25 protein-coding genes and 1 pseudogene are annotated in these 21,983 nt (G+C 73.1%); 9 read left to right on the top strand and 17 right to left on the bottom strand.

Going from position 1 to position 21,983, the window contains the following annotated elements; translation table 11 throughout:
- The first annotated feature begins 138 nt into the window (after positions 1-138).
- Positions 139-1,518 carry an APC family permease gene (locus tag AC0VYN_RS18775; protein WP_475531855.1) on the top strand — a complete coding sequence of 460 codons (1,380 nt, stop codon included), beginning with the start codon at positions 139-141 and terminating at the stop codon, positions 1,516-1,518.
- Between the two features lie 82 nt (positions 1,519-1,600).
- Complete coding sequence (locus AC0VYN_RS18770) at positions 1,601-2,143, top strand: GNAT family N-acetyltransferase (protein WP_475531854.1); 543 nt, start codon at positions 1,601-1,603, stop codon at positions 2,141-2,143.
- A 132-nt stretch (positions 2,144-2,275) separates the two neighbouring features.
- Here the strand turns inward: AC0VYN_RS18770 and AC0VYN_RS18765 are convergent, their stop codons facing one another.
- From AC0VYN_RS18765 to AC0VYN_RS18720, 10 genes are all read right to left on the bottom strand, one after another.
- Positions 2,276-2,569 carry a DUF1330 domain-containing protein gene (locus AC0VYN_RS18765; RefSeq protein ID WP_475531853.1) on the bottom strand — a complete coding sequence of 98 codons (294 nt, stop codon included), beginning with the start codon at positions 2,567-2,569 and terminating at the stop codon, positions 2,276-2,278.
- 33 nt (positions 2,570-2,602) lie between these two features.
- The gene (locus AC0VYN_RS18760) at positions 2,603-4,036 is read right to left on the bottom strand and encodes an MFS transporter (protein ID WP_475531852.1); all 1,434 of its coding nucleotides are present in this window, start codon (positions 4,034-4,036) and stop codon (positions 2,603-2,605) included.
- Positions 4,033-4,395 (bottom strand): MarR family winged helix-turn-helix transcriptional regulator, encoded by a 363-nt coding sequence (locus AC0VYN_RS18755; RefSeq protein ID WP_475536920.1) that lies wholly within the window; start codon positions 4,393-4,395, stop codon positions 4,033-4,035. Before AC0VYN_RS18755 ends, AC0VYN_RS18760 begins: the two co-directional genes overlap by 4 nt.
- A 202-nt stretch (positions 4,396-4,597) precedes the next feature.
- Positions 4,598-5,425 (bottom strand): alpha/beta fold hydrolase, encoded by an 828-nt coding sequence (locus AC0VYN_RS18750; RefSeq protein WP_475531851.1) that lies wholly within the window; start codon positions 5,423-5,425, stop codon positions 4,598-4,600.
- Positions 5,426-5,600: 175 nt separating this feature from the next.
- Complete coding sequence (locus AC0VYN_RS18745; protein WP_475531850.1) at positions 5,601-6,212, bottom strand: hypothetical protein; 612 nt, start codon at positions 6,210-6,212, stop codon at positions 5,601-5,603.
- On the bottom strand, positions 6,209-7,549 hold the full coding sequence (locus AC0VYN_RS18740) for a DUF58 domain-containing protein (RefSeq protein ID WP_475531849.1): 1,341 nt from the start codon (positions 7,547-7,549) through the stop codon (positions 6,209-6,211). Before AC0VYN_RS18740 ends, AC0VYN_RS18745 begins: the two co-directional genes overlap by 4 nt.
- Positions 7,546-8,544, bottom strand: a complete 999-nt coding sequence (locus AC0VYN_RS18735) for an AAA family ATPase (protein ID WP_475531848.1) — start codon at positions 8,542-8,544, stop codon at positions 7,546-7,548. Before AC0VYN_RS18735 ends, AC0VYN_RS18740 begins: the two co-directional genes overlap by 4 nt.
- Positions 8,541-9,128 carry a hypothetical protein gene (locus AC0VYN_RS18730; RefSeq protein ID WP_475531847.1) on the bottom strand — a complete coding sequence of 196 codons (588 nt, stop codon included), beginning with the start codon at positions 9,126-9,128 and terminating at the stop codon, positions 8,541-8,543. The genes AC0VYN_RS18735 and AC0VYN_RS18730 overlap by 4 nt, the downstream gene beginning before the upstream one ends.
- Positions 9,125-10,066: a DUF4129 domain-containing protein gene (locus tag AC0VYN_RS18725; RefSeq protein ID WP_475531846.1), complete on the bottom strand. Its 942-nt coding sequence runs from the start codon at positions 10,064-10,066 to the stop codon at positions 9,125-9,127. Before AC0VYN_RS18725 ends, AC0VYN_RS18730 begins: the two co-directional genes overlap by 4 nt.
- A 210-nt stretch (positions 10,067-10,276) precedes the next feature.
- The gene (locus AC0VYN_RS18720) at positions 10,277-10,879 is read right to left on the bottom strand and encodes a TetR/AcrR family transcriptional regulator (protein ID WP_475536919.1); all 603 of its coding nucleotides are present in this window, start codon (positions 10,877-10,879) and stop codon (positions 10,277-10,279) included.
- On the opposite strand from AC0VYN_RS18720, the gene AC0VYN_RS18715 reads away from it, so the two are divergent.
- Both AC0VYN_RS18715 and AC0VYN_RS18710 read left to right on the top strand, forming a co-directional pair.
- Entirely contained in the window at positions 10,790-11,008 is a 219-nt protein-coding gene (locus AC0VYN_RS18715) for a class I SAM-dependent methyltransferase (RefSeq protein WP_475536918.1), read from the top strand. The genes AC0VYN_RS18720 and AC0VYN_RS18715 overlap by 90 nt on opposite strands.
- Positions 11,009-11,020: 12 nt before the next feature.
- Complete coding sequence (locus tag AC0VYN_RS18710) at positions 11,021-11,554, top strand: hypothetical protein (RefSeq protein ID WP_475531845.1); 534 nt, start codon at positions 11,021-11,023, stop codon at positions 11,552-11,554.
- On the opposite strand, the gene AC0VYN_RS18705 is transcribed toward AC0VYN_RS18710, so the two are convergent.
- Positions 11,459-12,766, bottom strand: coding sequence for an MFS transporter (locus tag AC0VYN_RS18705; protein ID WP_475531844.1), 1,308 nt, complete (start codon positions 12,764-12,766; stop codon positions 11,459-11,461). The two genes, AC0VYN_RS18710 and AC0VYN_RS18705, sit on opposite strands and share 96 nt — an antisense overlap.
- A gap of 68 nt (positions 12,767-12,834) precedes the next feature.
- On the opposite strand from AC0VYN_RS18705, the gene AC0VYN_RS18700 reads away from it, so the two are divergent.
- Complete coding sequence (locus tag AC0VYN_RS18700; RefSeq protein ID WP_475531843.1) at positions 12,835-13,830, top strand: helix-turn-helix domain-containing protein; 996 nt, start codon at positions 12,835-12,837, stop codon at positions 13,828-13,830.
- An 8-nt stretch (positions 13,831-13,838) separates the two neighbouring features.
- On the opposite strand, the gene AC0VYN_RS18695 is transcribed toward AC0VYN_RS18700, so the two are convergent.
- On the bottom strand, positions 13,839-14,291 hold the full coding sequence (locus tag AC0VYN_RS18695; protein WP_475531842.1) for a hypothetical protein: 453 nt from the start codon (positions 14,289-14,291) through the stop codon (positions 13,839-13,841).
- 409 nt (positions 14,292-14,700) lie between these two features.
- On the opposite strand from AC0VYN_RS18695, the gene AC0VYN_RS18690 reads away from it, so the two are divergent.
- Both AC0VYN_RS18690 and metX read left to right on the top strand, forming a co-directional pair.
- Positions 14,701-16,062 carry a bifunctional o-acetylhomoserine/o-acetylserine sulfhydrylase gene (locus AC0VYN_RS18690; RefSeq protein ID WP_475531841.1) on the top strand — a complete coding sequence of 454 codons (1,362 nt, stop codon included), beginning with the start codon at positions 14,701-14,703 and terminating at the stop codon, positions 16,060-16,062.
- The gene (metX, locus tag AC0VYN_RS18685; protein ID WP_475536917.1) at positions 16,059-17,204 is read left to right on the top strand and encodes a homoserine O-acetyltransferase MetX; all 1,146 of its coding nucleotides are present in this window, start codon (positions 16,059-16,061) and stop codon (positions 17,202-17,204) included. The genes AC0VYN_RS18690 and metX overlap by 4 nt, the downstream gene beginning before the upstream one ends.
- A 64-nt stretch (positions 17,205-17,268) precedes the next feature.
- On the opposite strand, the gene AC0VYN_RS18680 is transcribed toward metX, so the two are convergent.
- Positions 17,269-17,400: a hypothetical protein gene (locus AC0VYN_RS18680; RefSeq protein ID WP_475531840.1), complete on the bottom strand. Its 132-nt coding sequence runs from the start codon at positions 17,398-17,400 to the stop codon at positions 17,269-17,271.
- 198 nt (positions 17,401-17,598) lie between these two features.
- On the opposite strand from AC0VYN_RS18680, the gene AC0VYN_RS18675 reads away from it, so the two are divergent.
- A complete protein-coding gene (locus tag AC0VYN_RS18675) occupies positions 17,599-17,787 on the top strand; it encodes a hypothetical protein (protein ID WP_475531839.1) in 189 nt (62 codons plus the stop codon).
- A pseudogene (locus AC0VYN_RS18670) lies at positions 17,709-19,234 on the top strand (SpoIIE family protein phosphatase). Before AC0VYN_RS18675 ends, AC0VYN_RS18670 begins: the two are co-directional and overlap by 79 nt.
- 90 nt (positions 19,235-19,324) lie before the next feature.
- On the opposite strand, the gene AC0VYN_RS18665 reads toward AC0VYN_RS18670, so the two are convergent.
- The 4 genes from AC0VYN_RS18665 to AC0VYN_RS18650 all read right to left on the bottom strand — a co-directional run bounded on the left by AC0VYN_RS18665 (position 19,325) and on the right by AC0VYN_RS18650 (position 21,938).
- On the bottom strand, positions 19,325-19,588 hold the full coding sequence (locus AC0VYN_RS18665) for a hypothetical protein (RefSeq protein ID WP_475531838.1): 264 nt from the start codon (positions 19,586-19,588) through the stop codon (positions 19,325-19,327).
- A 29-nt stretch (positions 19,589-19,617) separates the two neighbouring features.
- Positions 19,618-20,847, bottom strand: a complete 1,230-nt coding sequence (locus AC0VYN_RS18660) for a PP2C family protein-serine/threonine phosphatase (RefSeq protein WP_475536916.1) — start codon at positions 20,845-20,847, stop codon at positions 19,618-19,620.
- Between the two features lie 142 nt (positions 20,848-20,989).
- Positions 20,990-21,436: a DUF7144 family membrane protein gene (locus AC0VYN_RS18655; protein ID WP_475531837.1), complete on the bottom strand. Its 447-nt coding sequence runs from the start codon at positions 21,434-21,436 to the stop codon at positions 20,990-20,992.
- 34 nt (positions 21,437-21,470) lie between these two features.
- On the bottom strand, positions 21,471-21,938 hold the full coding sequence (locus AC0VYN_RS18650; protein WP_475531836.1) for an SHOCT domain-containing protein: 468 nt from the start codon (positions 21,936-21,938) through the stop codon (positions 21,471-21,473).
- Between the last annotated feature and the right edge of the window lie 45 nt (positions 21,939-21,983).

Genomic DNA, 21,983 nt, shown 5'->3' with positions numbered 1-21,983 from the left:
GTGCTGCAATGCGGTGAATCGCCGCGCTCCGGACCCGGAAATTTGCAGTGGTGCTGTGGCGAAGAACACGGAGGAAGGTCGCGCACCGTGGGACGCACCGTGAGCGTGGTCTTCCGTATTCGGGGGACATGAGGCGACATGGCGAATGTCGGAACACAACCGTCGGCGGACGTATCGGGTCCCGCGCTCAAGCGCGCGCTGACCACCCCGCTGCTGTACTTCTTCATCCTGGGCGACGTCCTCGGCGCCGGCGTGTACGTCCTCGTGGGGCAGGTGGCCTCCGACACCGGGGGAGCCGTGTGGGTGCCGCTCGTCGTCGCGCTGCTGCTGGCGCTGCTGACGGCCGCGTCCTATGCGGAGCTGGCGACGAAGTACCCGCGGGCGGGCGGGGCCTCCCACTACGCCACGCGGGCCTTCGGGCCGTTCGCCGGGTTCATCGCGGGGTTCTGCATGCTCGCCGCCGGCATCGTCTCCGTGGCGGCCCTCGCCCGGGGCTTCGGGGGCGACTACCTGTCCGCCTTCGTGACGCTCCCGGTGGGCGTCGTCGCCGTCCTCTTCCTCGCCCTGCTCGCGCTGGTCAACGCCCGAGGCATCACCGAGTCGACCCGCGCCAACGTCGTCGCCACCGTCATCGAGGTGAGCGGCCTGGTCGTCATCATCGTCCTCGGCGGGTGGCTGCTGCTGCGCGGCGACGGCGACGCGGGACGCCTCGTCCAGCTCGGCACGCCGGAGAAGGGGGCCGCGGCGGCCGTGCTGAGCGGCTCCGTGCTGGCGTACTACTCCTTCGTCGGGTTCGAGACGTCCGTGAACGTCGCCGAGGAGACCCGCGACCCGCGGCGTTCCTACCCCCGCGCCCTGTTCGGCGCCCTGGCCACCGCGGGGGCCGTGTACGTCCTGGTGGGCGTCGCCGCGTCCGCGGCCGTACCGACCTCCCGGCTCGCCGAGTCGAGCGGCCCGCTGCTCGAGGTCGTGAAGGCCGCCGGAGGAGTCCCGACGCGCCTGTTCAGTGCCATCGCGCTCGTCGCCGTCGCCAACGGCGCGCTGCTCACCGGCATCATGTCCTCCCGGCTGGCCTACGGCATGGCCCGGGACGGACTCCTGCCCGCCGGGCTGGCCAAGGTGCTGCCCGGCCGCCGGACACCGTGGGCCGCGATCGCGGTGACGACCCTGCTGTCGATGCTCCTCGCGCTCACCGGCAGCGTCGCCACCCTGGCGTCCACCCTGGTCCTGCTGCTGCTCGTGGTCTTCTTCATGGTCAACACCGCCGTGCTCGTCCTGCGCCGCGACCCGGGCGGCACCGACCACTTCCGGACGCCGACCGTGCTGCCCGTGCTGGGTGCCGTGTCCTGCGTCGTGCTGGCCACGCAGATCGAGGCCGAGGTGTGGCTGCGCGGCCTGGTGGTCGTCGCCGTCGGTGCGGTGCTCGCCGCACTCGGCGCGGCCCGGCGAAGCAAGCACCCGCACGGAGAGGAAACCTCCCGGGCCACCGGCACCGCCCGGGAGCCCGACCCCAGGTAACCGCTGCTCCGTGGGGTGCCGAGCCGGGGCCGGCCGTCCAAACGGATTGCCGCCGGCCGGCCCGATCGGATAGGAAGCTCGCATGCTACGAGGGGGCAAGGTCGGGCTGCGGGCCCGGCACGAGGCGGACATCCCGGTCCTGCGGACCGAGCTCTACGACGACGTGGTCAACTCCTCGCGCGCCGGAGGCCGGCCGTGGCGGCCGATCACGCCGGGTGCGAAGGACCCGCGGCTGGTGGTGGACGACGACGAGGAGGGGCACGTCCCCTTCTCGGTGGTGGAGCTGGACGGCGGCACGCTGGTCGGCACCGCGAATCTGTGGGGCATCGACCTGCACAACCGGTCCGCGCACATCGGCTTGGGGCTGCTGCCGTCCTGCCGCGGCAAGGGCTACGGCACCGACGTGGTCGCGGTGCTGTGCCACTACGGGTTCGCCGTGCGCGGCCTGCAGAGGCTGCAGATCGAGACCCTGTCGGACAACGCCGCGATGCTGCGCTCCGCCGGGCGCAACGGGTTCGTCCGCGAGGGCGTGCTGCGCTCCTCGGCCTGGGTGATGGGCGAGTTCCTGGACGAGGTGGTCCTCGGACTCCTCGCCCCGGACTGGAAGCCGGACCCGAGGGACTAGAACCGTTCCTCTTGGATCATGGCGCTGACCGGATGAGGCAGGCGGGGCGTCGCAGGCCCGGCCTGCCGGGATCACGAAGGCCGGAGGCCGGCGGTTACTCCGGGCTTCGGTGAAGATCCGGCTGGACCTCGGTCAGTCGATGCCCTCGACGATGCGGAAGTCGCGCTCGACGCCGTCGGAGAGGGCGGCCAGCGCCTCCTGGTAGGCCGCACTCTCGTGCGCCACGACGGCCTGCTCGAAGCTGTCGAACTCGACCAGGACGGTGCGCTCGGCGATTCCGGCGTCATGCGCCACGACCCGACCGCCACGGGCGAGGGTCCGACCGCCCCCGGCCTTGACGGCCGGACCGGCCAGCCTGTTGTAGGCAGCCAGCTTCTCAGGGTCCGAAATGGTGTGGTAGGCGCTGACCCAGTAGCCCTTGGGCACGGAACCTCCAGTGTTGGGATGAGTGCAACCGACTCACGGGTTGGTCGCGGACGAGCGTCGGCGGGTGAGAGCGAGGCTCGTCAGCGTCGTGATCGCCATGGCGCCGATGCCGGCCAGCGCCGCGGTGGTGTAGGCGCTGTCGTCGGGGAAGAGGTGGCCGGGGCCGGTGCCCGCGGCGAGGATCAGCCCGCCGATGGCGCTGCCCAGGGAGTACCCGACGCTGCGGACGACGTAGTTGAAGCTCATGGCGCTCGACGTCTCGCTCCTGGGGGTGACGGCCAGGATGACGCCGGGCATCGCGGCCGAGAAGCCGCCGACGCCGAAGCCGAGCACGCCCATCGCCGCGAACAGTTCGGCCAGGTCCGACCGGGCCGCCGCGAACAGGGCGAACCCACCGCCGACCACGACGGCGCTGCCGGCCAGGAGCAGGGGGTCGGCGATCCGCGTCCGGACGCGCGGCGTGAGCTTGCCGGCGACGAACCCCAGCATCGAGAACGGGATGAGGACCAGCCCGGCGACGAAGGTCGTCAGCCCGAAGCCGTAGCCGGTGCCGTGCGGCGTCTGTGCGTACCGGGTGATGAGCGTGAGCAGGAGGTACATGCCGATGCCGCCGACGAACATGGCGAGATTCGCCCCGGCGACCGCCGGGTGCCGCACCGCCCGCACATCGACCAGGGGCGTCGTGCTGCGCAGCTCGATGACGGCCCAGACGCAGAGCAGCACCACCGCGACGACGGTGAGGCTCGCCGCCACGGCGAGGTGCCGGCTCCACAGATTCCGTTCGCCGGCGAGGAACAGCACCAGGAGCAGTGCGGCGGCCAGGACGACCGCGCCTGCCACGTCCACGTGGGCGGAGCGTCCTTCGGGTGCTTCGGGCATGGAGCGCCACGCGGTCAGGAGCGCGGCGGCGGTGACGACCAGACCGAGGCCGTAGGCGGCCCGTACCCCGCCGAGCTCGGCGAGCAAGGCGGCCAGCGGGTAGCCGACGCCGACCCCGATGATCGAGACCACCGAGATCAGGGCGATCACGGCCGCGCCGCGCTTCTCGGGGAGGTGGTCCCGGGCCACGCCCATCATCAGCGCCGTCAGCCCGAGCCCGACGCCCTGGGCCGCCCTGCCGGCCAGCAGCCACGCGAACGGCAGCGGCAGCACGGTGAGCGCGCTGCCGGCGACGACGACCGCCAGCGTGGCGAGGATCGTGGCCCGCCGGTGCGGGCCGGCTCCGAGCCGGCCCAGGACCGGCGTGGCGACCGCGCCGCTGAGCAGCGCGACGGTCAGCGTCCACTGCGCGCTGCCGAGCGAGACGTGGAACGAGGTCGCCACGCTGGTGATGAGCGGTGCCCCGAGGCTGCCGACCGCCGCCACGACCAGAGCGATGAACATCAGGGCGGGGACCAGCAGCCGCGCCTCGGAACGCGCCACCGGGAACGTCTTCGCCGCGACCCCGCCGACCGGCTGCCCGGTCACTGCTTCGGCCCTTCGCGGTCCTGGCTCTCGAGCTCTGCCAGATGCTTCAGCGCCGGAAGGGCCGCCATCAGCGCCTCGACCTCGTCGCCGGTGAGCTCGCCGATCAACCGCTCGAAAGCGTGGACGCCCGCCTGGTGCCGCGTCCGGACATAGGAGGCGCCGGCCTCGGTCAGGCACACCAGCGTGACCCGCTTGTCGGACGCGTCGCCCCGCCGCTCGACCAGGCCGGACTGCTCCATCACCCGAACCAGGGCGGTCATCGCGGGCTGGGTGACGCCCTCGACCGCGGCCAGATCGGTGATGCGCCGCGGGCCGGTCCGGTCCAGGGTGGCCAGGGTGGCGGCGGACGTCAGGCTCATGTCCCGGGGCAGGCGTCTCGCGGCCCTGGTGGCCAGGCTGTAGAGGGCTGCGCCGATGTCGGCGGACGCGCCAGGAGCGGTGCCTTGACGACTCATGCCCGAAGCATAGCATTTTTATATTCATAGTTTATGTAAATGGCCCGCTTCCGCCCAGCACCACCCGCGGCACCGTCCAGGACCTGGCGGACGGCGGACAGGCAGGTCACCGCTTGAGGAACTCCAGCAGATCCTGGTTGAAGCGTTCCTTGTCGCCCGGCACCAGGGCGATGCCGTGCGAGCCGCCCTCGTAGACCTTCAGCTCGGCGTCCGCGATGAGCTGAGCGGACTTGCGGCCAGTGGCGTCGATCGGGACCACCTGGTCGTCGTCGCCGTGCACGACGAGTGTCGGGATGTCGAACTTCTTGAGGTCCTCGTGGAAGTCCGTCGTGCCGAAGGCGTCCACGCAGTCGACACCGCCTTCGATGGTTTGCGCCATGGCCATGTACCAGAAGGCGTCCTTGTTGCCCTGGGTGACCTTGTCGCCCTCGCGGTTGGCGGAGAAGAAGCCGACCGCGGTGTCCTTCCAGAACTGGGAACGCTCCTTGAGGATCCCGGCCTTGATGTCGTCGAAGACGGACTGCGGGACGCCTTCGGGGTTGTCCGGGCCCTGCAGCATCAGCGGTGGGATGGCGGACAGCAGGACGGCGGAGCGGATTCGTCCGGTGCCGTGGCGGCCGATGTAGCGGGCGAGTTCGCCGCCGCCCATCGAGTGCGCCACGAGCGTCACGTCCCGCAGGTCGAGGCTGGTGATCAGGTCGTTCAGGTCGTCGGCGAAGGTGTCGAAGTCGTAGCCGTCGTACACCGGCGTCGAACGGCCGTGACCGCGCCGGTCGTGCGCGATTCCGCGGTAACCGGCGTCGGCGACGGCCTTCAGCTGGTCCTGCCACGCGTCACCGTTGAGCGGCCAGCCGTGGCTGAACACCACCGGACGGCCACGCCCCCAGTCCTTGTAGAAGATCTCGACACCGTCTCGCGTCGTGCAGATCGGCATTGCGTGTCCTTTCACCGCGGCGAACAGGGCCCCCGGCCGAGCATCCCTCCCGCCTCCTTCGGATGCCACACGAACCCTCACCCAGCGTGATGATGTGTCTCCGGACGGGCGCGCCCCGGGCGTGGCTTCCTCGTCGCCGGGTGCGAAGGGCACAAGCCGTGGGCGGGGATCACCGCTACCGGGTCAGGTGCGGGCCCTGCGCCCCGGCCTCCGTCCCCCTGCCGCCCCACCGCCGGACGCCCATCACCGCGCCACCGGCCACCGCCAACCCAGCGACCAACCCGGCCGCTACCACCCGACCCAGCCCGGACCCCGTCCCGGTCACCGGAGCAGCCGCGGCAACCAGCACCAGCCCGGCCCCCGCACAGGCACCGACCGCTTCCGCCCACACCCGCACGGTCCCGCGTTCCCGCCGCCACAGCCACGTCTCGCTCGCCACCAGGTAGGCGACCAGCAGCGTCACCACCCCGACCCTCTCCCACCACGCGGGGTCCCCGAACGCCGCGATCACCACGACACCCCCCGCCAGCACCGTCGTACGGTGCCGCGACGCAACGTGAGACCAGCGCGCCGACTCCAGCGACGGCCGCCGGTCCACCGCGGCCGCCGCCCACGCCGCGCAGACGACCGCGCACCCGAACAGCACCGCCCCCCGCACACCGGTCACCGTCACCCACGGCCGCCAGGCCAGCACGACGGCCGCCACACCGAGCACCCGCACCGGCACCGTCCCGGCCCAGTACTCGACGTACTCGCGGAGGCCCACCCGCGTACCGCGCACCGTCATCGACCTCGCCCCCGGCTCTCGATCCGACCCGACAGCAACGGCGCCAGCGCCAGATCCAACGGCTCGCCCACGACGTGCCGGAGCACCGGCACCCCGCTGTCCCGCAGCGCGAACCGCATCGCGTCCCGGTCCGCATGCCACAACCGGAGCCCCAACTCACCCGCTACATCACCGGGTTCGACCTGTGGATCCCCGCTCGGTATCTCGACGACGACCGGACGGCGCCCCCGCCCCTGGAGATCCCGCAGTACCTTCAGCACCCGCGCGTCGCTCAACGGAGTGAACACGTACACCAGCGCTCCCTCCGGCAGCGCCGGCGGCGGCACCCGCTCGAGCCCGGACCCGTCGAAACGGCGGTCCTTGCGGACGTCGAGGACGCTCTCGACGATGCGGTAGAACGCCGCGTCCCCGGTCCCCGGCGTCAGCCATCGCGTGGTGCCCCCGGTCGAGACGACCCCCACCCGGTCGTGGGTGCGCAGATAGGCCCGGGCCAGTCCGGCCGCGGCGCGCACCGTCTCGTCCAGGGACGACACCCCGGTCACCGGGTCCACGACGTCGCCGAACGCGTCGAGCAGCATCACCGCGTCGGCGGCCCGCTCGGCCGCGAACCGGTGCAGCTGCACGGCTCCGCGGCGGGTCGTCGACGGCCAGTGGATGCGCCGCTGCCGCTCCCCGGGCACCCACGGCCCCACCCCGACGACCTCGACGCCCTCTCCGGCCTCCAGCGAGGCGTGCTCACCGAGCCGCTGCGGCAGCCGCGCCGGTATCGGCGTGAACCGGGCCTGCGCGGCCTGCGGGAACACGGACACCTCGGCCGCCTCGACCCGCACGGTGCGGCGCACGGTGCCCCCGGCGTCGTACACGTCGAGGTCCACCGGACCGAGCGACCAGCGCCCCCAGCGCAGCGCGGTGTGACGCAACGTCACCGTCGATGAGCCGACGACGACCTCGTCCAGACGCAGGCCCGGGCCGAGCGTGACACCGGGATCGAGACGGACGGCGCTGCCGTCGTGGGCCACCGAGATGCGGACGGTGACGGTGTCGCCCTCGAAGCAGCGCCTCGGCTCGACGGTCGTCGACGTCTCGATGCGACGCGCGTAGGCGCGGGGCAGGGAGAGCGCGAGCAGCACCAGCGCCGCCGCCGCCGGCGCGAACAGCCACGCCCGGCCGGTGAGCAGGGCGGCGGACAGCGCGACGACGGCGACGGTCAGCAGACGCAACGTCCGCTCGTCCGGACGCGGCCCGCCGGGCGGCGGGGGCGGCGGCTGCGTCGGCCACGTACGCCCCTCCAGGGCACGGACCACCGCGGCACTCGGCCGCGACGCGGACGCGGTCACGACGGGACGGCGGCCGTGCGCCGCGTGGACGGCGTTTCGACGCTGTCGACGATCTCACGCAGGACGTCGTCCGTGGACACCTCGCGCACCCACAACTCCGGCCGCAGCGAAACCCGGTGGGCCAGCGCGGGCACCGCGAGGCTCTTGAGGTCCTCCGGGACGACGTAGTCCCGGCCGTCCAGCACGGCCCGGGCACGCGCGAGCTGGACCAGGGCGAGTCCGCCGCGGGGCGAGGCGCCGATGCTGATCTGGGGATGGCCGCGGGTCGCGCCGACCAGCGCGACGGCGTACTCCAGCAGGTCGTCGTCGATCTCCACGCGCTCCACGACGGCCCGCCACGCCAGGACGTCGGCCGGCCCGGCGAGCGTGTCGAGCACGGCCTCGGGCGCGGCCCGGTCGATCCGCGCGCGCAGCATCGCCAGCTCCTCGCGGGCGTCCAGGTACCCCATCCGCACGCGCAGCTGGAACCGGTCCAGCTGGGCTTCGGGGAGGGAGTAAGTGCCTTCGTACTCCACCGGGTTGGCGGTCGCGATCACCAGGAACGGTTCGGCGAGCGGCCGGGTCTCGCCGTCCACGGTCACCTGCGACTCGGCCATCGCCTCGAGCAGCGCGGCCTGCGTCTTGGGCGGCGTCCGGTTGATCTCGTCGGCGAGCAGGAGGTGCGTGAAGACGGGCCCGGGGTGGAACACCATCTCGCCGGTGCGCTGGTCGTACAGCGGCGCCCCGGTGACGTCCGACGGCAGCAGGTCGGGCGTGAACTGGATCCGGCGGAAGTCCAGGCCGAGCGTGGTGGCGAAGGACCGCGCGAGGAGCGTCTTGCCCAGCCCCGGCAGGTCCTCGACCAGGACGTGCCCGCCGGCCAGCACGGCCAGCATCACGAGTTCGAGGGCGTCCGACTTGCCCACGACGGCACGGCCGACCTCGCGCAGTACGGCATCGGCCTGCCGGCCGACCTGCTCGGCGGTGCGGGGCTCGGACACGGAGGGGCTCGTCACGTCGCTTCTTCCTTACGGGTACGGGTACGGGGACTCGGAGTTCGCGGTGCGGGTGTGCCGAGTGCTTCGAGCCGGTCGACGAGGTCGCGCAGCACGTCGACGGGAACGTCGCCGTCGGGCCCGGTCCGGGGCGGTTCCGGCCCCAGCCACGGCCACAGTCCGGGCCCGATCAGCTCGGCGGCCCGCTCCGGCTGCTGGTCGAGCGACACATGGTGGTGCTCGGCGAGCACGGCGGCGTACAGGCGGCGCAGTTCGGGCCGGAGCACCGCGCGGTAGTAGAGGACCCCGTCGGGGCCGGTGGCGGTCCGGATGTTCCGTCGCCACTCGCCCATGCCCGGCGCCCGGGTCCGCAGCAGCCGTACCTCTTCGCGCCGTCCGTTGTCGAAGGCGGCCGCCCCGGCGACGTACCGGGCGGCCACCAGCGCCGCGACGACGAGCACGGCCACGACGGCACCGGCCGCCACGGGTCCGTCGAGGAGCAGGACGAGCAGGACACCGGAACCGGCGACCGCCCCGCCGAGCAGCCCGAGTCGGCGCAGCGGGAGCGGTTCCGGCTCGGGGAACCGGTCAGTGGCCCGGTTCACCGCGCGGTCTCCCGGTCCTGGAGCAGCGAGGCGATCTCCTCCAGGGCCTCGGCCGCGGCCTCGCGGTGCGGGGCACCCATCGGGTGTGAGGAGTAGCGGGCCTCGCGGAACAGTGCGGTCAGACGCGGCGCGGCCGGACTCGGGGCGAGACCCGCGGCGGCGGCGCGGGTGAGCAGGTCGGCCGGACTGTCGGACGCGTGCCGCCGCACGCCGGACGCGACGAGGGCGTCCTCCATCGCGGCGTAGCAGGCGATGACGGCCGCCCGGGCGTCACCGGCGTCGGCCAGGGCACGCCGGCCCGATCGCACGGCGGACAGCAGCAACCTCGCGTCGTCGTCCTCCACTCGCGTGCCCGCGAGGTCGGGGCGCGGTGGCACCGTCAGCCCGATCCGTCGCAGGCGCCGCACGACGGCCACCGCGACGATCAGGACGACGAGCACGGCCAGCAGACCGAGCAGGAGGTACAGCGGCAGGGACATGGCGTGCCCCGCATCCTCGCCGGGCGTGGACCTGTTGCGGGCCGGCGGCATGGAGGGCGGCGGCGTCGGGGAGGGCGGCGGGAGGTCCATCGACGGGGGCGGTGTGCTGTCGCGGGTGAACGCGTGCAGCACCAGGGCCAGGACGCCGACGACACCGGGCCCGGCGAGCAGCAGTGGCACGGCGGCCTGCCGCAGCCGTTCCTCGCCCGGTGGCAACCCGACGCGGTCGGCGCCGATCCGCGGCCGCAGACGCTGGGCGGCGTGCGTGGCCCCCACCGCCCAGGCGACGGACAGCCCGATCGCGACGATGCCCCAGTGGCCCAGCGGCCCCTTGCCCGCGTGCAGCAGCCCTTCGGCGGGCCGCAGTACGAGCGCGGCGACGGCCAGCACCCCTACGGCCCCGACGGCGACCACTGCCCCGGGTGCCGTCCGGCGCTCCTCCCGCTCACCCTGCTTCATGCCGTCCCCCCCGCCGAACCATTCCCCCGAACGTCAGTTCACCGTATCGTCGCACGCGGCTCGGGGCGCAGGCGTTCTCCGCCTGACGGCGACGCCGTCACGCCGCACGCCACGGCCCCGGGCGCGCACCCCGGGCGCCCGGGCCGAGGCCTTCGCCGGCCCCGGGTGATCACGGCCGTCGTCCTCTCGAAGCCGACCGGTCAGAATCCTTCAGTCGCCCAGTAGCTGGGCGCTGAGAGTGTCGTACGCCCATCGCTCCCACTTGGCCGGCGGCCACGCGCGGTCGCGAGTGAGGACCAGGAAGAGCTCCGGGCTGAGGACGGCGTACAGGATGTCCGCCGCTTCCTCGACGGGGAGGTCGTTGAGGACGCCCGGCTTCCCGGCCAGGGCCTGCGCGGCCGTGGAGATCACCGTGAAGCGCGGGCCCGTACGCTCCGGCCACAGATCCCGGATCTCCGGATTGGTCGCCGCCGCGGCCCTGACCATCTCGTTGACGGCCGCGATGCGTTCGAGCGTCCCGCGGGTACCCGTGATCAGTGCGGCCAGCGCGGACCCGGCCGTGGGCGCGGTCCTGATCTCCGTGAACCAGGGCCGTTCCATCGTCGGGAGGGGCTCGTCGTCGCCCGCGATCGCGACGTCGACGAGTTCCTTGAGCAGCGAGGGCTTGTTGCGGAAGACGAAGTAGATGGTCTGCACCGCCACCCCCGCCCGGTCGGCGATCTCCTGCAGCTTGGTCGCCCCGCACCCCTGTTCGCCGCCGCGGGCATCGAGGCACGGGACTCGGTCCTCGACGTCGGCTGCGGTACCGGCCAGACGACGCGCCAGGCAGCACGCCGGGCGTACGACGGGAACGTCGTGGGAGTCGACCTGTCCGGGCCGATGCTGGAACGCGCCCGCCGTGACGCGGCGGCGGAGGGCCTCGTCAATGTCGCCTTCGAGTAGGGCGACGCACAGGTGCACCCGTTTCCCGACCGCGGGTTCGACGTCCTCATCAGCCGCGGGGGTGTCATGTTCTTCGCCGACCACGTCGCGGCCTTCACCCATCTGCGGAAGGCGCTCGTGCCCGTCGGCCGCCTCGCGTTCCTCGGCCCGCAGCCCGCCGGCCCCGACAGCGCCTACGCCCGGGCGACCGCCGCCCTGTCACCGTTCCTGCGCGAGGCGTCCCCCGCTTCCCGGGGCATGGGGTCACTCCTGGAACCCACCCGCATCCGCCGGGTGCTCGCCGCCAGGGGGTTCACCGACGTCGAGGTGGCACCCTGCGCGGCGCCCATGACCTTCGGTGCCGACGCCGGCGACGCCGCCGACTTCGTCTTCTCCATGGGCCCGACGCGCCACAACCCGCGCGACGTCGACCCGGCGACCGTCACCCGTCTCCGGGCCGAAGTGCGGGAATCACTTTCCGAGTTCGAGACGGCGGACGGTGTCCGCATCCCCGGGGCGGTATGGATCGTCACGGCGACACGGAAGCGTGCCTTCTCGAGCGAGTGACGCGGGATCCCCGGCGTGATCGGCAGGCGGACCCGACGGACGACGAGGCGACCGCCGGCGGCGGGGCGCACACGCCGCGAGGGCGAGAGTCACGGTGACGGACCCGGCCGCCATCAGCGTCATCGCCGCGGCCGGTGAGGTCAGCTGGGCCAACGCGCCCGCGAGGACGGTCCCGACGCCCTGCAGGGCGGCCATGCCGGTGGTGTGCAGGCCGAGAGCCTGGCCCGCGAGGTGGTCGGGGGTGAGCGACATCAGGCGTTCCTGCAGCACCAGGCTCGCGGCGAAGCCGACGGAGGCGACCGTGACCGCCACGGCCGACAGCGCCATCCCCGGCCGCAGGACGAAGAACAGGTAGGGAACGGCCAGCAGCAGGCGCAGCGGCGTGGCGAGACGGGGGCGCACCGTGACCGGCACCAGGCGGCCCACCGCCAGGTCACCCGCGAACATACCGAGTGCCCCGAGCGCGTACAGCGTGCCGGCGGCTCCCGGGGCGTAGGAGACGTACAGCGAATCGCCGCCGACGATCAGCCCGTTGGGGACCCACAGACCGAGATACGTCAGACGACGGGAACGCGAGGACCACAGCACCGAGTGGGTGCGCCAGGTCGCCGAGACCGACGGGCGGCCCGGGGAGCGCGGCGGCCGGGCGGTGAGACCCAGGCGCGTGACGAGCGCCGACACCGCGTACACCGCCGCCGCGAGGAGCAGGCAGAGACGGGGCGACAGGAGCACCAGCAGCGCGCCGCCCGTCGCGAAACCGGCCATCTGCGTCAGCCCCCAGAGCATGTTGTACACCGAACGTCCGAGGACGTAGCCGTCCTTGGTCAGGATCTCGGTCATCAGTCCCCCGCGCACCCCACCGCCCAGCGACGCCACCAGGCCCTGCACCAGGACGACGGCGAAGACCGCCCGGACGGGCAGATCCGGCACCGCCAGCACCGCCGTACCGGCCGCGAAGGCGAGACCGAGCCCGGACAGGACCGCTCGCGGGGGCAGGCGGTCGGCGCCCGAGAGCAGGAACGCGCCGCCCAGCAACTGCGCGAGCTGCGGACCGAACATGCTCACCGCCGACAGGAACGGGGAGCCGGTGGCCCGGAACACCAACGTGCCGAGGGCCAGACCGCCGATCGTCTGGGCCACGGCGAAGGCCGCGAAGGAGAGCAGGAACGGAGTGAACTCCGGGGTGCGTAACAGGGAGCGGTAACTGCGCATGCGCCGAAGTCTCGGACCGGGCCGGGGAGCGCGGGTACTGTTTCGCCGACACCCGAAAGGTCGTGCGCATGGGCCTGTGGCAGATCGGCACCGACACCCTCGCCCGCAGCCGGTTCGTACTCTCTCCGTTCGCCGAGACGTTCGCGAGCCTGAAGCTGCTGCACACGGGGACCGGTGCCCATCCGGGCGAGGAGGCATGGCTGCGCGCACACCTGCCCGGCTACCGCGCGCGCCTCGCGGGCGACCCGGTGACCGCCCCGCTCGTGCGGGCAGCACTCGGCACCTCTTGGATCGCCGACTTCTTCTGTCCCACCTCGTGCGTCGGGGAGAGCTTCGAGGAGACCGTGACCCGGGTGCGGGAGACCGGGGCCGCCGAGGCCCGCGCCGACCTCCGGGTGTCCCTCGGAGGGCGGCTCCCCGACGCTCTGGAGCGGGACGACCTGCCCGAGCGGGCGACCGCGCTCCTGGCGTACGTCTGGGAGGAGACCGTACGACCGTACTGGGAGCGCCGTCGGCGCGTCCTGGAGGCCGACGCGGTCGCCCGGACGGCGCAGGTGAGCCAGGGCGGCTGGGCCGCCGTACTGGACTCGCTCAAACCGGGAGCACGGTGGATCGGGGAGAGCCGTCTCCAGGTCAACCCCAACGACTGTCCGCCGCGGCAGATCTCCGCAGGGGCCGATCTGCTGTTCATGCCGGTGACACCGAGGACCAGTTGGGTGTCGTGGGAGGGGCAGGAACGCTACGCCGTCGTCTACCCGTGTCTCGGGGTGCTCGCCGACGACCACGACCGGCGCCCGGTGCCGACGGCACTCGGGGCACTCGTCGGCACGGCGCGGGCGGGACTGCTGGTGCTGCTGGGAACTCCCATGAGCACGACGCAGCTGGTCGCCGTCACCGGGAAGGGCCTGGGGTCGGTCGGAGGACACCTGCGCGTGCTGCTGGACGCGGGACTGGTGGAACGACGGCGGTCCGGGCGGTCGGTGCTGTACGTGCGGACGGCGGCCGGGGAGGTGCTCGTGAAAGCCTCGGGAGCCGCCGCGGACGACGACCCGGGGGCCGGCTGACCCGGCGGTCAGAGACCGGCGCACTCCGACCGGGCGGCCTCGAGGTCCTTGCGCACTTCCGGTTCGGTGAAGTCCGCGAAGCGGTAGTGCTGGTTCTGCACCCGGTGCATGGCCTCGGCCAGCGGCTTGTACTCGGCCTCACCCGCGGCTGCCGCGTCGGACAGCACGACGGCGGCGGCGAGACGGTTCAGGGCGACGTCGCCCTCGGCGCCCTTGGCCCCGTAGTCGGATTCGTCGAAGCCGCGCAGCGCGTCGCAGGCGTGTCGGGCGTCGCGGGCCGCGTCGTTGCCGGGGGAGTCGCCGTCGCCGCTCAGGGCCCAGGCGGCGCCGACCCCGCCCGCGCCCAGCACGAGTCCCGCGACGAGGGCGACGGCCGGGGCCGGACGCGAGCGGCGTGCCGGTGCGGTGGGGGCCGGGTCGCCGGAGGACGTGCCGTGAGCGGGCGGTACGGGGGTCGACATGCCAGGAAGGATACCGACCGTGATCGCCCGCGCCGCGGGCCGGCCGATGCGGCAACCCCGACTACGTCCACGGCAGTTGTGTTGCGGGCGTGTGTCAGGATCCGCGTCGTCGCCCGCCGTACTGGTGCCACGGCGCGGCGGTGTGCTTCTCTGACGTCATGACCGTGCTCGTGACCCGCCGCCACGTCGACTACGTGCGTGTCACCACCACGGGCTGTACCGCTCAGGGCTGACGCCTCGCCCGGGCCTTTGCCCGTCCCTCCTCCCCGCCGCGCCGACCGCTGCCCTCGTCCGGGCACGACGCTCGGTCTTGCGGTTCTTCCCCCGCGCCGTCGGCGCGCCGCGACGTCCCGCCGCGGCGCGCACCCGCGCGTCACGCACTCCGCCCTCCGTACAAGGGAGCAGCACCATGAGCCAGCCGATCGACTCCGTCACCGCCGGTCACACGCCGGACGAGGAGTCCACCGGGCCCGACACCTCGGCCTGGTCCTTCGAGACCAAGCAGATTCACGCGGGCGCCGCACCGGACCCGGTGACCGGCGCCAGGGCGACGCCGATCTACCAGACGTCGTCGTTCGTGTTCCGGGACACGCGGCACGCCGCCGACCTGTTCTCGCTCGCCGAGCCGGGCAACATCTACACCCGCATCCACAACCCCACCCAGGACGTCTTCGAGCAGCGCGTCGCCGCCCTGGAAGGCGGAATCGCGGCGGTGGCGCTGGCGTCCGGGCAGGCGGCGCAGACCCTGGCCCTTCTCACGCTGGCCGGCTCGGGTGACCACATCGTCTCCAGCGCCTCCCTGTACGGGGGCACGTACAACCTGTTCCGCCACACGCTCCCCAGGTTCGGCATCGAGGTGTCCTTCGTCGACGACCCGGACGACGTCGAGGCATGGCGGGCGGCGATCCGGCCGGGCACCAAGGCACTGTTCGCCGAGTCGCTGGGCAACCCGCGCGGCAACGTGCTCGACGTCCGGGCCGTGGCCGACGTCGCGCACGAAGCCGGTGTCCCGCTGATCGTGGACAACACCGTGCCCACCCCGTACCTGCTGCGGCCCATCGAGCACGGCGCCGACATCGTCGTCCACTCGGCCACCAAGTTCCTCGGCGGGCACGGGACCACGATCGGGGGAGTCGTCGTCGACGGCGGGACCTTCGACTTCGGCGCCCGCTCCGACCGGTTCCCCGACTTCACCGAGCCCGACCCCAGCTACCACGGCCTGCGCTACTGGCCCGCGCTGGGCCCCGGTGCCTTCGCCGTCAAGCTGAGGGTCCAGTTGCTGCGCGACCTCGGCCCCGCCATCTCCCCGCACTCCGCGTTCCTGCTGCTCCAGGGCGTGGAGACACTCAGCCTGCGCATCGAGCGGCACTCCGCGAACGCCCAGGCCCTCGCGGAGTGGCTGGAGCAGCGCGACGAGGTCGCCGCCGTCCACTATCCGGGGCTGCCGTCCAACCGCTGGTACGAAGCCGGCCGGCGCTACCTGCCCCGCGGCGGGGGCGCCGTCCTGGCCTTTGAACTGCGGGACGGCGTCGAGGCCGGCAAGCGCTTCGTGGACGCCGTCGAACTGTTCAGTCACCTCGCCAACATCGGTGACGTCCGCAGCCTCATCATCCATCCGGCGTCCACCACCCACAGCCAGCTGGACGAGGAGCAGCTCGCGGCCACCGGCGCCTCGCCCGGTCTGGTGCGGCTCTCCGTCGGCATCGAGAACCTAGCCGACCTGAAGGCCGACCTGGAGGCCGGGTTCCGGGCGGCGAAGGGCGCGTCCTGAACACCGTACTGACGCCTGCACAGGTCCCCTTCCCGCCGGCCTCCGGGGCCTGGCGGGAGGGGGACCCGCCCGGGCGTCGCCAGTGGTACGAGCGCGAGGCGCCGCTCAGCCTGGAGGCAGGCGGCCGGCTCCCCTCCCTGCGGCTGGCCTTCGAGACCTGGGGGCGGCTCGCTCCGGACCGGTCCAACGCCGTGCTGGTGCTGCACGCCCTCACCGGTGACAGCCACGTGACCGGTCCCGCCGGGCCCGGACATCCGACTCCCGGCTGGTGGGACGGGCTCGTCGGGCCCGGGCGGGCCCTCGACACGGACCGCTGGTTCGTCGTGGCCCCCAATGTCCTCGGCGGCTGCCAGGGCAGCACGGGCCCGGCCTCACCGCGTCCCGGCGGACGTCACTGGGGCGGTGACTTCCCGTTCCTGACCCAGCGGGACCAGGTCGCCGCCGAGGCCGGCCTGGCGGACGCACTGGGCATCGAACGCTGGGCCCTGGTGGTGGGCGGCTCGATGGGCGGCATGCGCGCGCTGGAGTGGGCCGTCGCGCATCCCGAACGGACCGACGCGCTGCTGCTGCTCGCCACGACGGCCGCCGCGAGCGCCGAGCAGATCGCCTGGGCCGACATCCAGCTGCGTGCCATCCGCTCCGACCCGCACTGGCGCGGAGGGCACTACCACGCCCATCCGCACGGGCCGCACGCCGGACTCGGTCTCGCCCGGCGGCTCGCCCACGTCACCTATCGCAGCGAGCCGGAACTCCAGGACCGCTTCGGCCGTTCCGCCCAGGCCGAGGAGGACCCGTGGTCGGGCGGACGGTACCGGGTCGGGTCCTACCTCGACCATCACGCCGCCAAGCTGGTACGCCGCTTCGACGCGGGCAGCTACGTGGTGCTGAACGAGGCGATGAACAGCCACGACATCGGCCGGGGCCGTGGCGGTGTGCGGGCCGCGCTGGGCCGGGTGACCGCCAGGACCCTGGTGGCCGGGGTCGACACCGACCGGCTCTACCCCCTGTCGCAGCAGGCGGAGCTGGCGGCCGGCATCGGCACGGCCGACGGCCTCCGGGTCGTCGAGTCCCCCCGCGGCCACGACGGCTTCCTGATCGAGGTGGCGCAGGTCGCGGCGCTGGTGGCGGAACTCCTGCCCTGAGCCCGCCGGACCGGCCGGCCCGCCGCGTCCCCGGCGGGCCGGCACGGCCGGCACCCGTCGCCCCTCAGAGCGACTCCGCCAGGGCGAGTGTCCCGGTGCGTCCGCCCAGCGCGGCGGAGAAGGTGTCCGTGACCTGTCCCAGCGCCTCGGCGGCGGCCGGGGCGACGAGCGGTGAGCCGTGGTCGTCGGCGGCCACGTCCGAGTCGAGGGTGAACAGGAGCGCCGGGATGCGGGTTCACGGCACATGGGTTAGACAGCAGGAGAGGAGCGACGTCTTCGGTCTTCCCGACGGACGGGCCAGGACGGCCGGCCCCGACCGGGCGACCGTGGCGGCTCCGCAGCTGAACCACGTGACGCAATGCCCTGGTCATTGCCCTGGTCATCAAGAGACGGCATGCCGGAATCCTGGGCGCGGAAACAGCCGACTGCGGTCGAGCAGGCGGCCTGGTGGGACGTGCTGCCGGTCGCGCTCGTCGTCTGCGACGGCGACGGCCGCACGGTGCAGTGGGCGATGGCGGCGCAGACGCTGCTCGGCTGGAGACGGCGATGCGCCGGGTACTGGACACGGGCGAAGCGGTGGTGAACTTCCGCCGCGTCGGCCGCACCCCGGCCACCCCCGACCTGGACCGGGTCTGGGCCTGCTCCTACTTCCGCCTGGACGACCCCCGCGGCCGCCCGCTCGGGGTCAGCGCGTCGATCATCGACATCACCGCGCACCAGGAGGACGACGCGGCCACCTCCGGGGGACGCGCCCGGCTGGAACTGCTGAACGACGCCTCCCTGCGGGTCGGCACCACACTGGACGTGGCGCGCACCGGGCAGGAACTCGCCGACGTCGCCGTGCCCCGCCTGGCCGACATCGCCGCCGTCGACGTCCTCGCCGAGGTCATCGAGGGCGCCGACCCCTTGACGGGCCTGGTGTCCGGCGCGGTCATGCGCCGGCTCGGCAAGGCTCCGGCCCGCGCATTGACGGCCGCGGACGCCCTCGCCCCGGTCGGCGCCACACTCCACTTCCCCATCGGTGCGCCCTACGCCCAGTCGCTCGTCGACCGCCGCCCCTACCTGCTGGAGCACTTCGACGCCGCGACGCTGGCCCGGGCCGCCCGGCACACCGCCACCCCGGGACGGCTCCACCGGCTGGGCGTGCACTCGACGATGATGGTCCCGCTCATCGCCCGAGGCTTCGTCCTGGGCGTCGCCACCCTGCTGCGCGGCGCCGGCAGCCCCGCCTTCGGCACCGCCGACCTCGCGCTCGCGGGCGAGCTCGCCGCCCGTGCCGCGCTCAGCATCGACAACGCCCGGCTCTACCACCGCGAGCACGACACCGCCCTGATCCTGCAGCGCAGCATGCTGCCCCGGCACCTGAGCCCGCCGCAGGGCATGGAGATCGCCCACTGCTACCAGCCGGCCTCGGACGTCAACGAGGTCGGCGGCGACTGGTACGACGTCGTCCCGCTGGGCCCCGGTACGGCCGCCCTGGTCATCGGCGACGTCATGGGCCACGGCATCACCGCGGCCGCGGCCATGGGGCAGATCCGCACCGCCGTGCGCAGCCTGGCCCACCTCGGCCTGCCGCCCGACCAGGTGCTCAGCCACCTCGAGCGCACCGTGCAGGAGATCGACGACGCGATGCTGGCCACCTGCCTGTACGCGGTCTGCGACGCCACGACCGGACACTGCCGGCTCGCGTGCGCCGGGCACCCGCCGCCCGTCCTCATCACCCCGGACGGCACCGCACGCCTGCTCGGCCTGCCTCCCGGGGCCCCCTCGGGATCGGCGACATCCCCTACGTCACCACCGACGTCGTGCTGCCCCCGGGCAGCGTCCTCGTACTCTTCACGGACGGCCTGATCGAGACCAGGGGCGGTGACCTCGACCAGCGCCTGCGCGACCTCACCGGTCTGCTCAGCGGCGGCGACCACCCACTGGACCGCATGGGCGACACCCTGCTCAGCCACTTCGCCCCCGCACCCGCCCAGGACGACATCGCCGTCCTCCTGGCACGCGTCGGACGGCCCAGCCGGCAGTGACGAGTCCCGCGGCCGCCGGAGGCCACCGTGCCGGGGCCTTTCCACTGGAGCCGGTCGACGCGTACCGGCGTGCCGGCCGGCACCGCCGCGTCACCCCATCCGGCGTGAGTGCCGGCTGGACCGCCGGCGCACGGTGAAGAGGCAGGCGAGCATGCCGAGGCCCCAGGCGATCAGGAGCGCGCCCCACAGCGGCATGGTCACCATCGGAACGAGAAGGCGGATCTCGACACTGGCACGGTTCTCGAAGATGAAGATCAGAGCGATCGCGGTGATCAGGGCGAACGGTATGAGGCGGCGGACGCCGGGGCGGGAGAAGAACGGCGCGTGCGCCTTGTCCGTGCTGGTCCGAGTCATGGTGTCTCTCCATTCACGCGGCGGGCCGCTCACAGGCGTACGACGACGATGGCCGTGTCGTCGGTGTTGCCGTCGTCGCCCAGCAGATCGGCCAGGAGGGCGTCGGCCAGGGGTTCGGGGTCGGCCCGGCGGTGGCGGGCGAGGCAGTCGGCGAGGCGGGCCAGGCCGACGTCGATGTCCTCGCCTCGGCGCTCGATCAGGCCGTCGGTGTACAGGACCAGGGTGGCCCCCTCGGTGAAGGGGAGGGTGGACTGAGGTCGGGGGACGTGTTCGGGGCGGGCGCCGAGCGGCGGGTCGGTGGCCTCGTCGAGGAAGGTCGTCGTGCCGTCGGGGGCGAGCAGCACCGGAGGGGGATGCCCGGCGCTGCTGTAGGTGACGGTGTGGTCCTGCCAGTCGACGAAGGTGGTCGCCACGGTGGTCGACTCCGCGCCCTCGACCGAGCGGGCGTACAGCCCGAGGACCTTCAGGACCTGTGCCGGGCCGTCGGCGACGAGGGCCGCCGCGCTGAGCGCACTGCGCAGTTGCCCCATGACGCAGGCCGCGCCGAGGCCGTGGCCGACGACGTCCCCGACGGCCACCGCGATGCGGTCCCCCGGCAGGTCGACCAATTCGTACCAGTCGCCGCACACCCGGAGCCCGCCGACCGCGGGCCGGTACCGCACGGCCGCCCGGTGGTGTCCGACGGGCCTGAGGGAGGGGAGCATCGCCTCCTGGAGGGCGAGGGCCACCTGCTGGTCCCTGGCCTGCGACGCGCGCAGCCTCTCGTTGGCCGCGTGCAGCTCGCGGGATCGGGTGTACAGCTCGGACTCCAGGACCCGCGCACGGTCGCCGTCCCCCGCGCCGTCCCGGGCGCGGATGAGCTGGGTGACGTCCTCCACCCGGTGCACGATCAGTGCCACGCGGCCGTCGGGGCCCGTCACGGGCGCGTTGACGGGGCTCCAGAAGTGTTCCCGCCAGTGGCCGGGACGGTCGGAGTCCTCGATGTCGTAGCGGAGCACGGCCATGGTGTCGCGATCGCCGGTGGCCATCACGCGGAGGAGGGACGCCCGGGTCTCCCGCATGCCGGTGGCGGCCCGCTCGTCCGGGTTCTCGGGGAAGACGTCGAAGATGTGGCGGCCGATCAGCGTCTCGCGGGGGCGGCCGGTGAGCCGGGTGAAGTCCTCGTTGACGTCGACGTAGACGAGGTCGCGGTCGAGGAGTGCGACCATGCCGGGAAGGGCGTGGAACACCGCCGCGTAGTCGACCTGCTGTCCGTCCATCGTGCTGCCCGTCTGCCGCCGACCGTCTCGTGTGCTGTTCACGGTAGGCGCGAACGCGACGTGCGGGCGGGACACTGCTCCTTCCGGTCCCGGACCGTCACCTCGTGACCGCACCGGTCGGTCCCTGTTCCCCGCCTCGCCGCTAGCGCGTCCCGCGGTCACCGGAGGTGTCGTAGAGGTTGCTGCCGCGCTGCACCACGCACAGGGCCCAGATGACGAAGCCGGAGATGGTGATCATGACGACGGACCACACCGGGGAGTACGGCAGGGAGAGGAAGTTGGCGATGATCACCAGTCCGGCGATGGCGACGCCGAGGACCCGGGCCCACATCGCCGTCTTGAGCAGTCCGACGGCGACGACCATGGCGAGCGCGCCCAGCGCGAGGTGGACCCAGCCCCAGCCGGTGAGGTCGAACGCGAAGACGTAGTTGGGCGTGGTGACGAAGACGTCGTCCTCGGCGATCCCCATGATGCCCCGGAAGACGTCGAGCAGTCCGACGAGGAAGAGCATCACGGCGGCGAAGGCGGTCAGACCGGTCGCCCAGTCCTGCCTGGCGGTGTGTGCGGGACGGGCGTGTGGTGCGGTCATCTTCTTCGGCCTCGATTCGTGGTGTGCGGTTGCCTCAGCGGGCGGAGGCGCCGGTGCCGGTGGTTCCCGGGTGGTCCGACGGACCGTGACCGGTCAGCACCAGTTCCTTCGCCCGGCGGAACTCCTCGTCCGTGATGACCCCCCGGTCCCGGATCTCGGAGAGCCGGGTGAGCTCGTCGACGCTGCTGGAGCGGCCGCCGGCCGCGGTCTTCCTGATGTAGGAGTTGAACTCCTCCTGCTGCGCGCGGGCCTGTACCGCCTCCCGGCGGCCCATGTTCCTGCCGCGGGCGACGACGTAGACGAAGACGCCCAGGAAGGGCAGGACGATGCAGAACACCAGCCAGCCGGTCTTCGCCCAGCCGCTCAGCCCGTCGTCGCGGAAGATGTCGGTGATGATGCGGAAGAGCAGGATGAACCACATGATCCACAGGAAGAACAGCAGCAGGGTCCAGAAGGCGCCCAGCAGCGGATAGTCGTACGCCAGATAGGTCTGTGCGCTCATGTCCGTCCTCCGTTCCGGGCGGGGCCCGGCAGAGTCGTTCCGTAC

This window comes from Streptomyces sp. 63XJN7_1_ISO-PGPR-S23-121, from assembly GCF_056173025.1.
Note: the sequence above shows the minus strand (reverse complement) of the source record. Positions and strands in the feature narration are given on the sequence as shown.

Coding starts and splice junctions, on each gene's coding strand:
- AC0VYN_RS18775 (WP_475531855.1), top strand. CDS start 139: ATGGCGAATGTCGGAACACAACCGTCGGCGGACGTATCGGGTCCCGCG.
- AC0VYN_RS18770 (WP_475531854.1), top strand. CDS start 1,601: ATGCTACGAGGGGGCAAGGTCGGGCTGCGGGCCCGGCACGAGGCGGAC.
- AC0VYN_RS18755 (WP_475536920.1), bottom strand. CDS start 4,395: ATGAGCCTGACGTCCGCCGCCACCCTGGCCACCCTGGACCGGACCGGC.
- AC0VYN_RS18750 (WP_475531851.1), bottom strand. CDS start 5,425: ATGCCGATCTGCACGACGCGAGACGGTGTCGAGATCTTCTACAAGGAC.
- AC0VYN_RS18745 (WP_475531850.1), bottom strand. CDS start 6,212: ATGACGGTGCGCGGTACGCGGGTGGGCCTCCGCGAGTACGTCGAGTAC.
- AC0VYN_RS18725 (WP_475531846.1), bottom strand. CDS start 10,066: ATGAAGCAGGGTGAGCGGGAGGAGCGCCGGACGGCACCCGGGGCAGTG.
- AC0VYN_RS18705 (WP_475531844.1), bottom strand. CDS start 12,766: ATGCGCAGTTACCGCTCCCTGTTACGCACCCCGGAGTTCACTCCGTTC.
- AC0VYN_RS18700 (WP_475531843.1), top strand. CDS start 12,835: ATGGGCCTGTGGCAGATCGGCACCGACACCCTCGCCCGCAGCCGGTTC.
- AC0VYN_RS18695 (WP_475531842.1), bottom strand. CDS start 14,291: ATGTCGACCCCCGTACCGCCCGCTCACGGCACGTCCTCCGGCGACCCG.
- AC0VYN_RS18690 (WP_475531841.1), top strand. CDS start 14,701: ATGAGCCAGCCGATCGACTCCGTCACCGCCGGTCACACGCCGGACGAG.
- AC0VYN_RS18675 (WP_475531839.1), top strand. CDS start 17,599: ATGCCGGAATCCTGGGCGCGGAAACAGCCGACTGCGGTCGAGCAGGCG.
- AC0VYN_RS18665 (WP_475531838.1), bottom strand. CDS start 19,588: ATGACTCGGACCAGCACGGACAAGGCGCACGCGCCGTTCTTCTCCCGC.
- AC0VYN_RS18660 (WP_475536916.1), bottom strand. CDS start 20,847: ATGGACGGACAGCAGGTCGACTACGCGGCGGTGTTCCACGCCCTTCCC.
- AC0VYN_RS18655 (WP_475531837.1), bottom strand. CDS start 21,436: ATGACCGCACCACACGCCCGTCCCGCACACACCGCCAGGCAGGACTGG.
- AC0VYN_RS18650 (WP_475531836.1), bottom strand. CDS start 21,938: ATGAGCGCACAGACCTATCTGGCGTACGACTATCCGCTGCTGGGCGCC.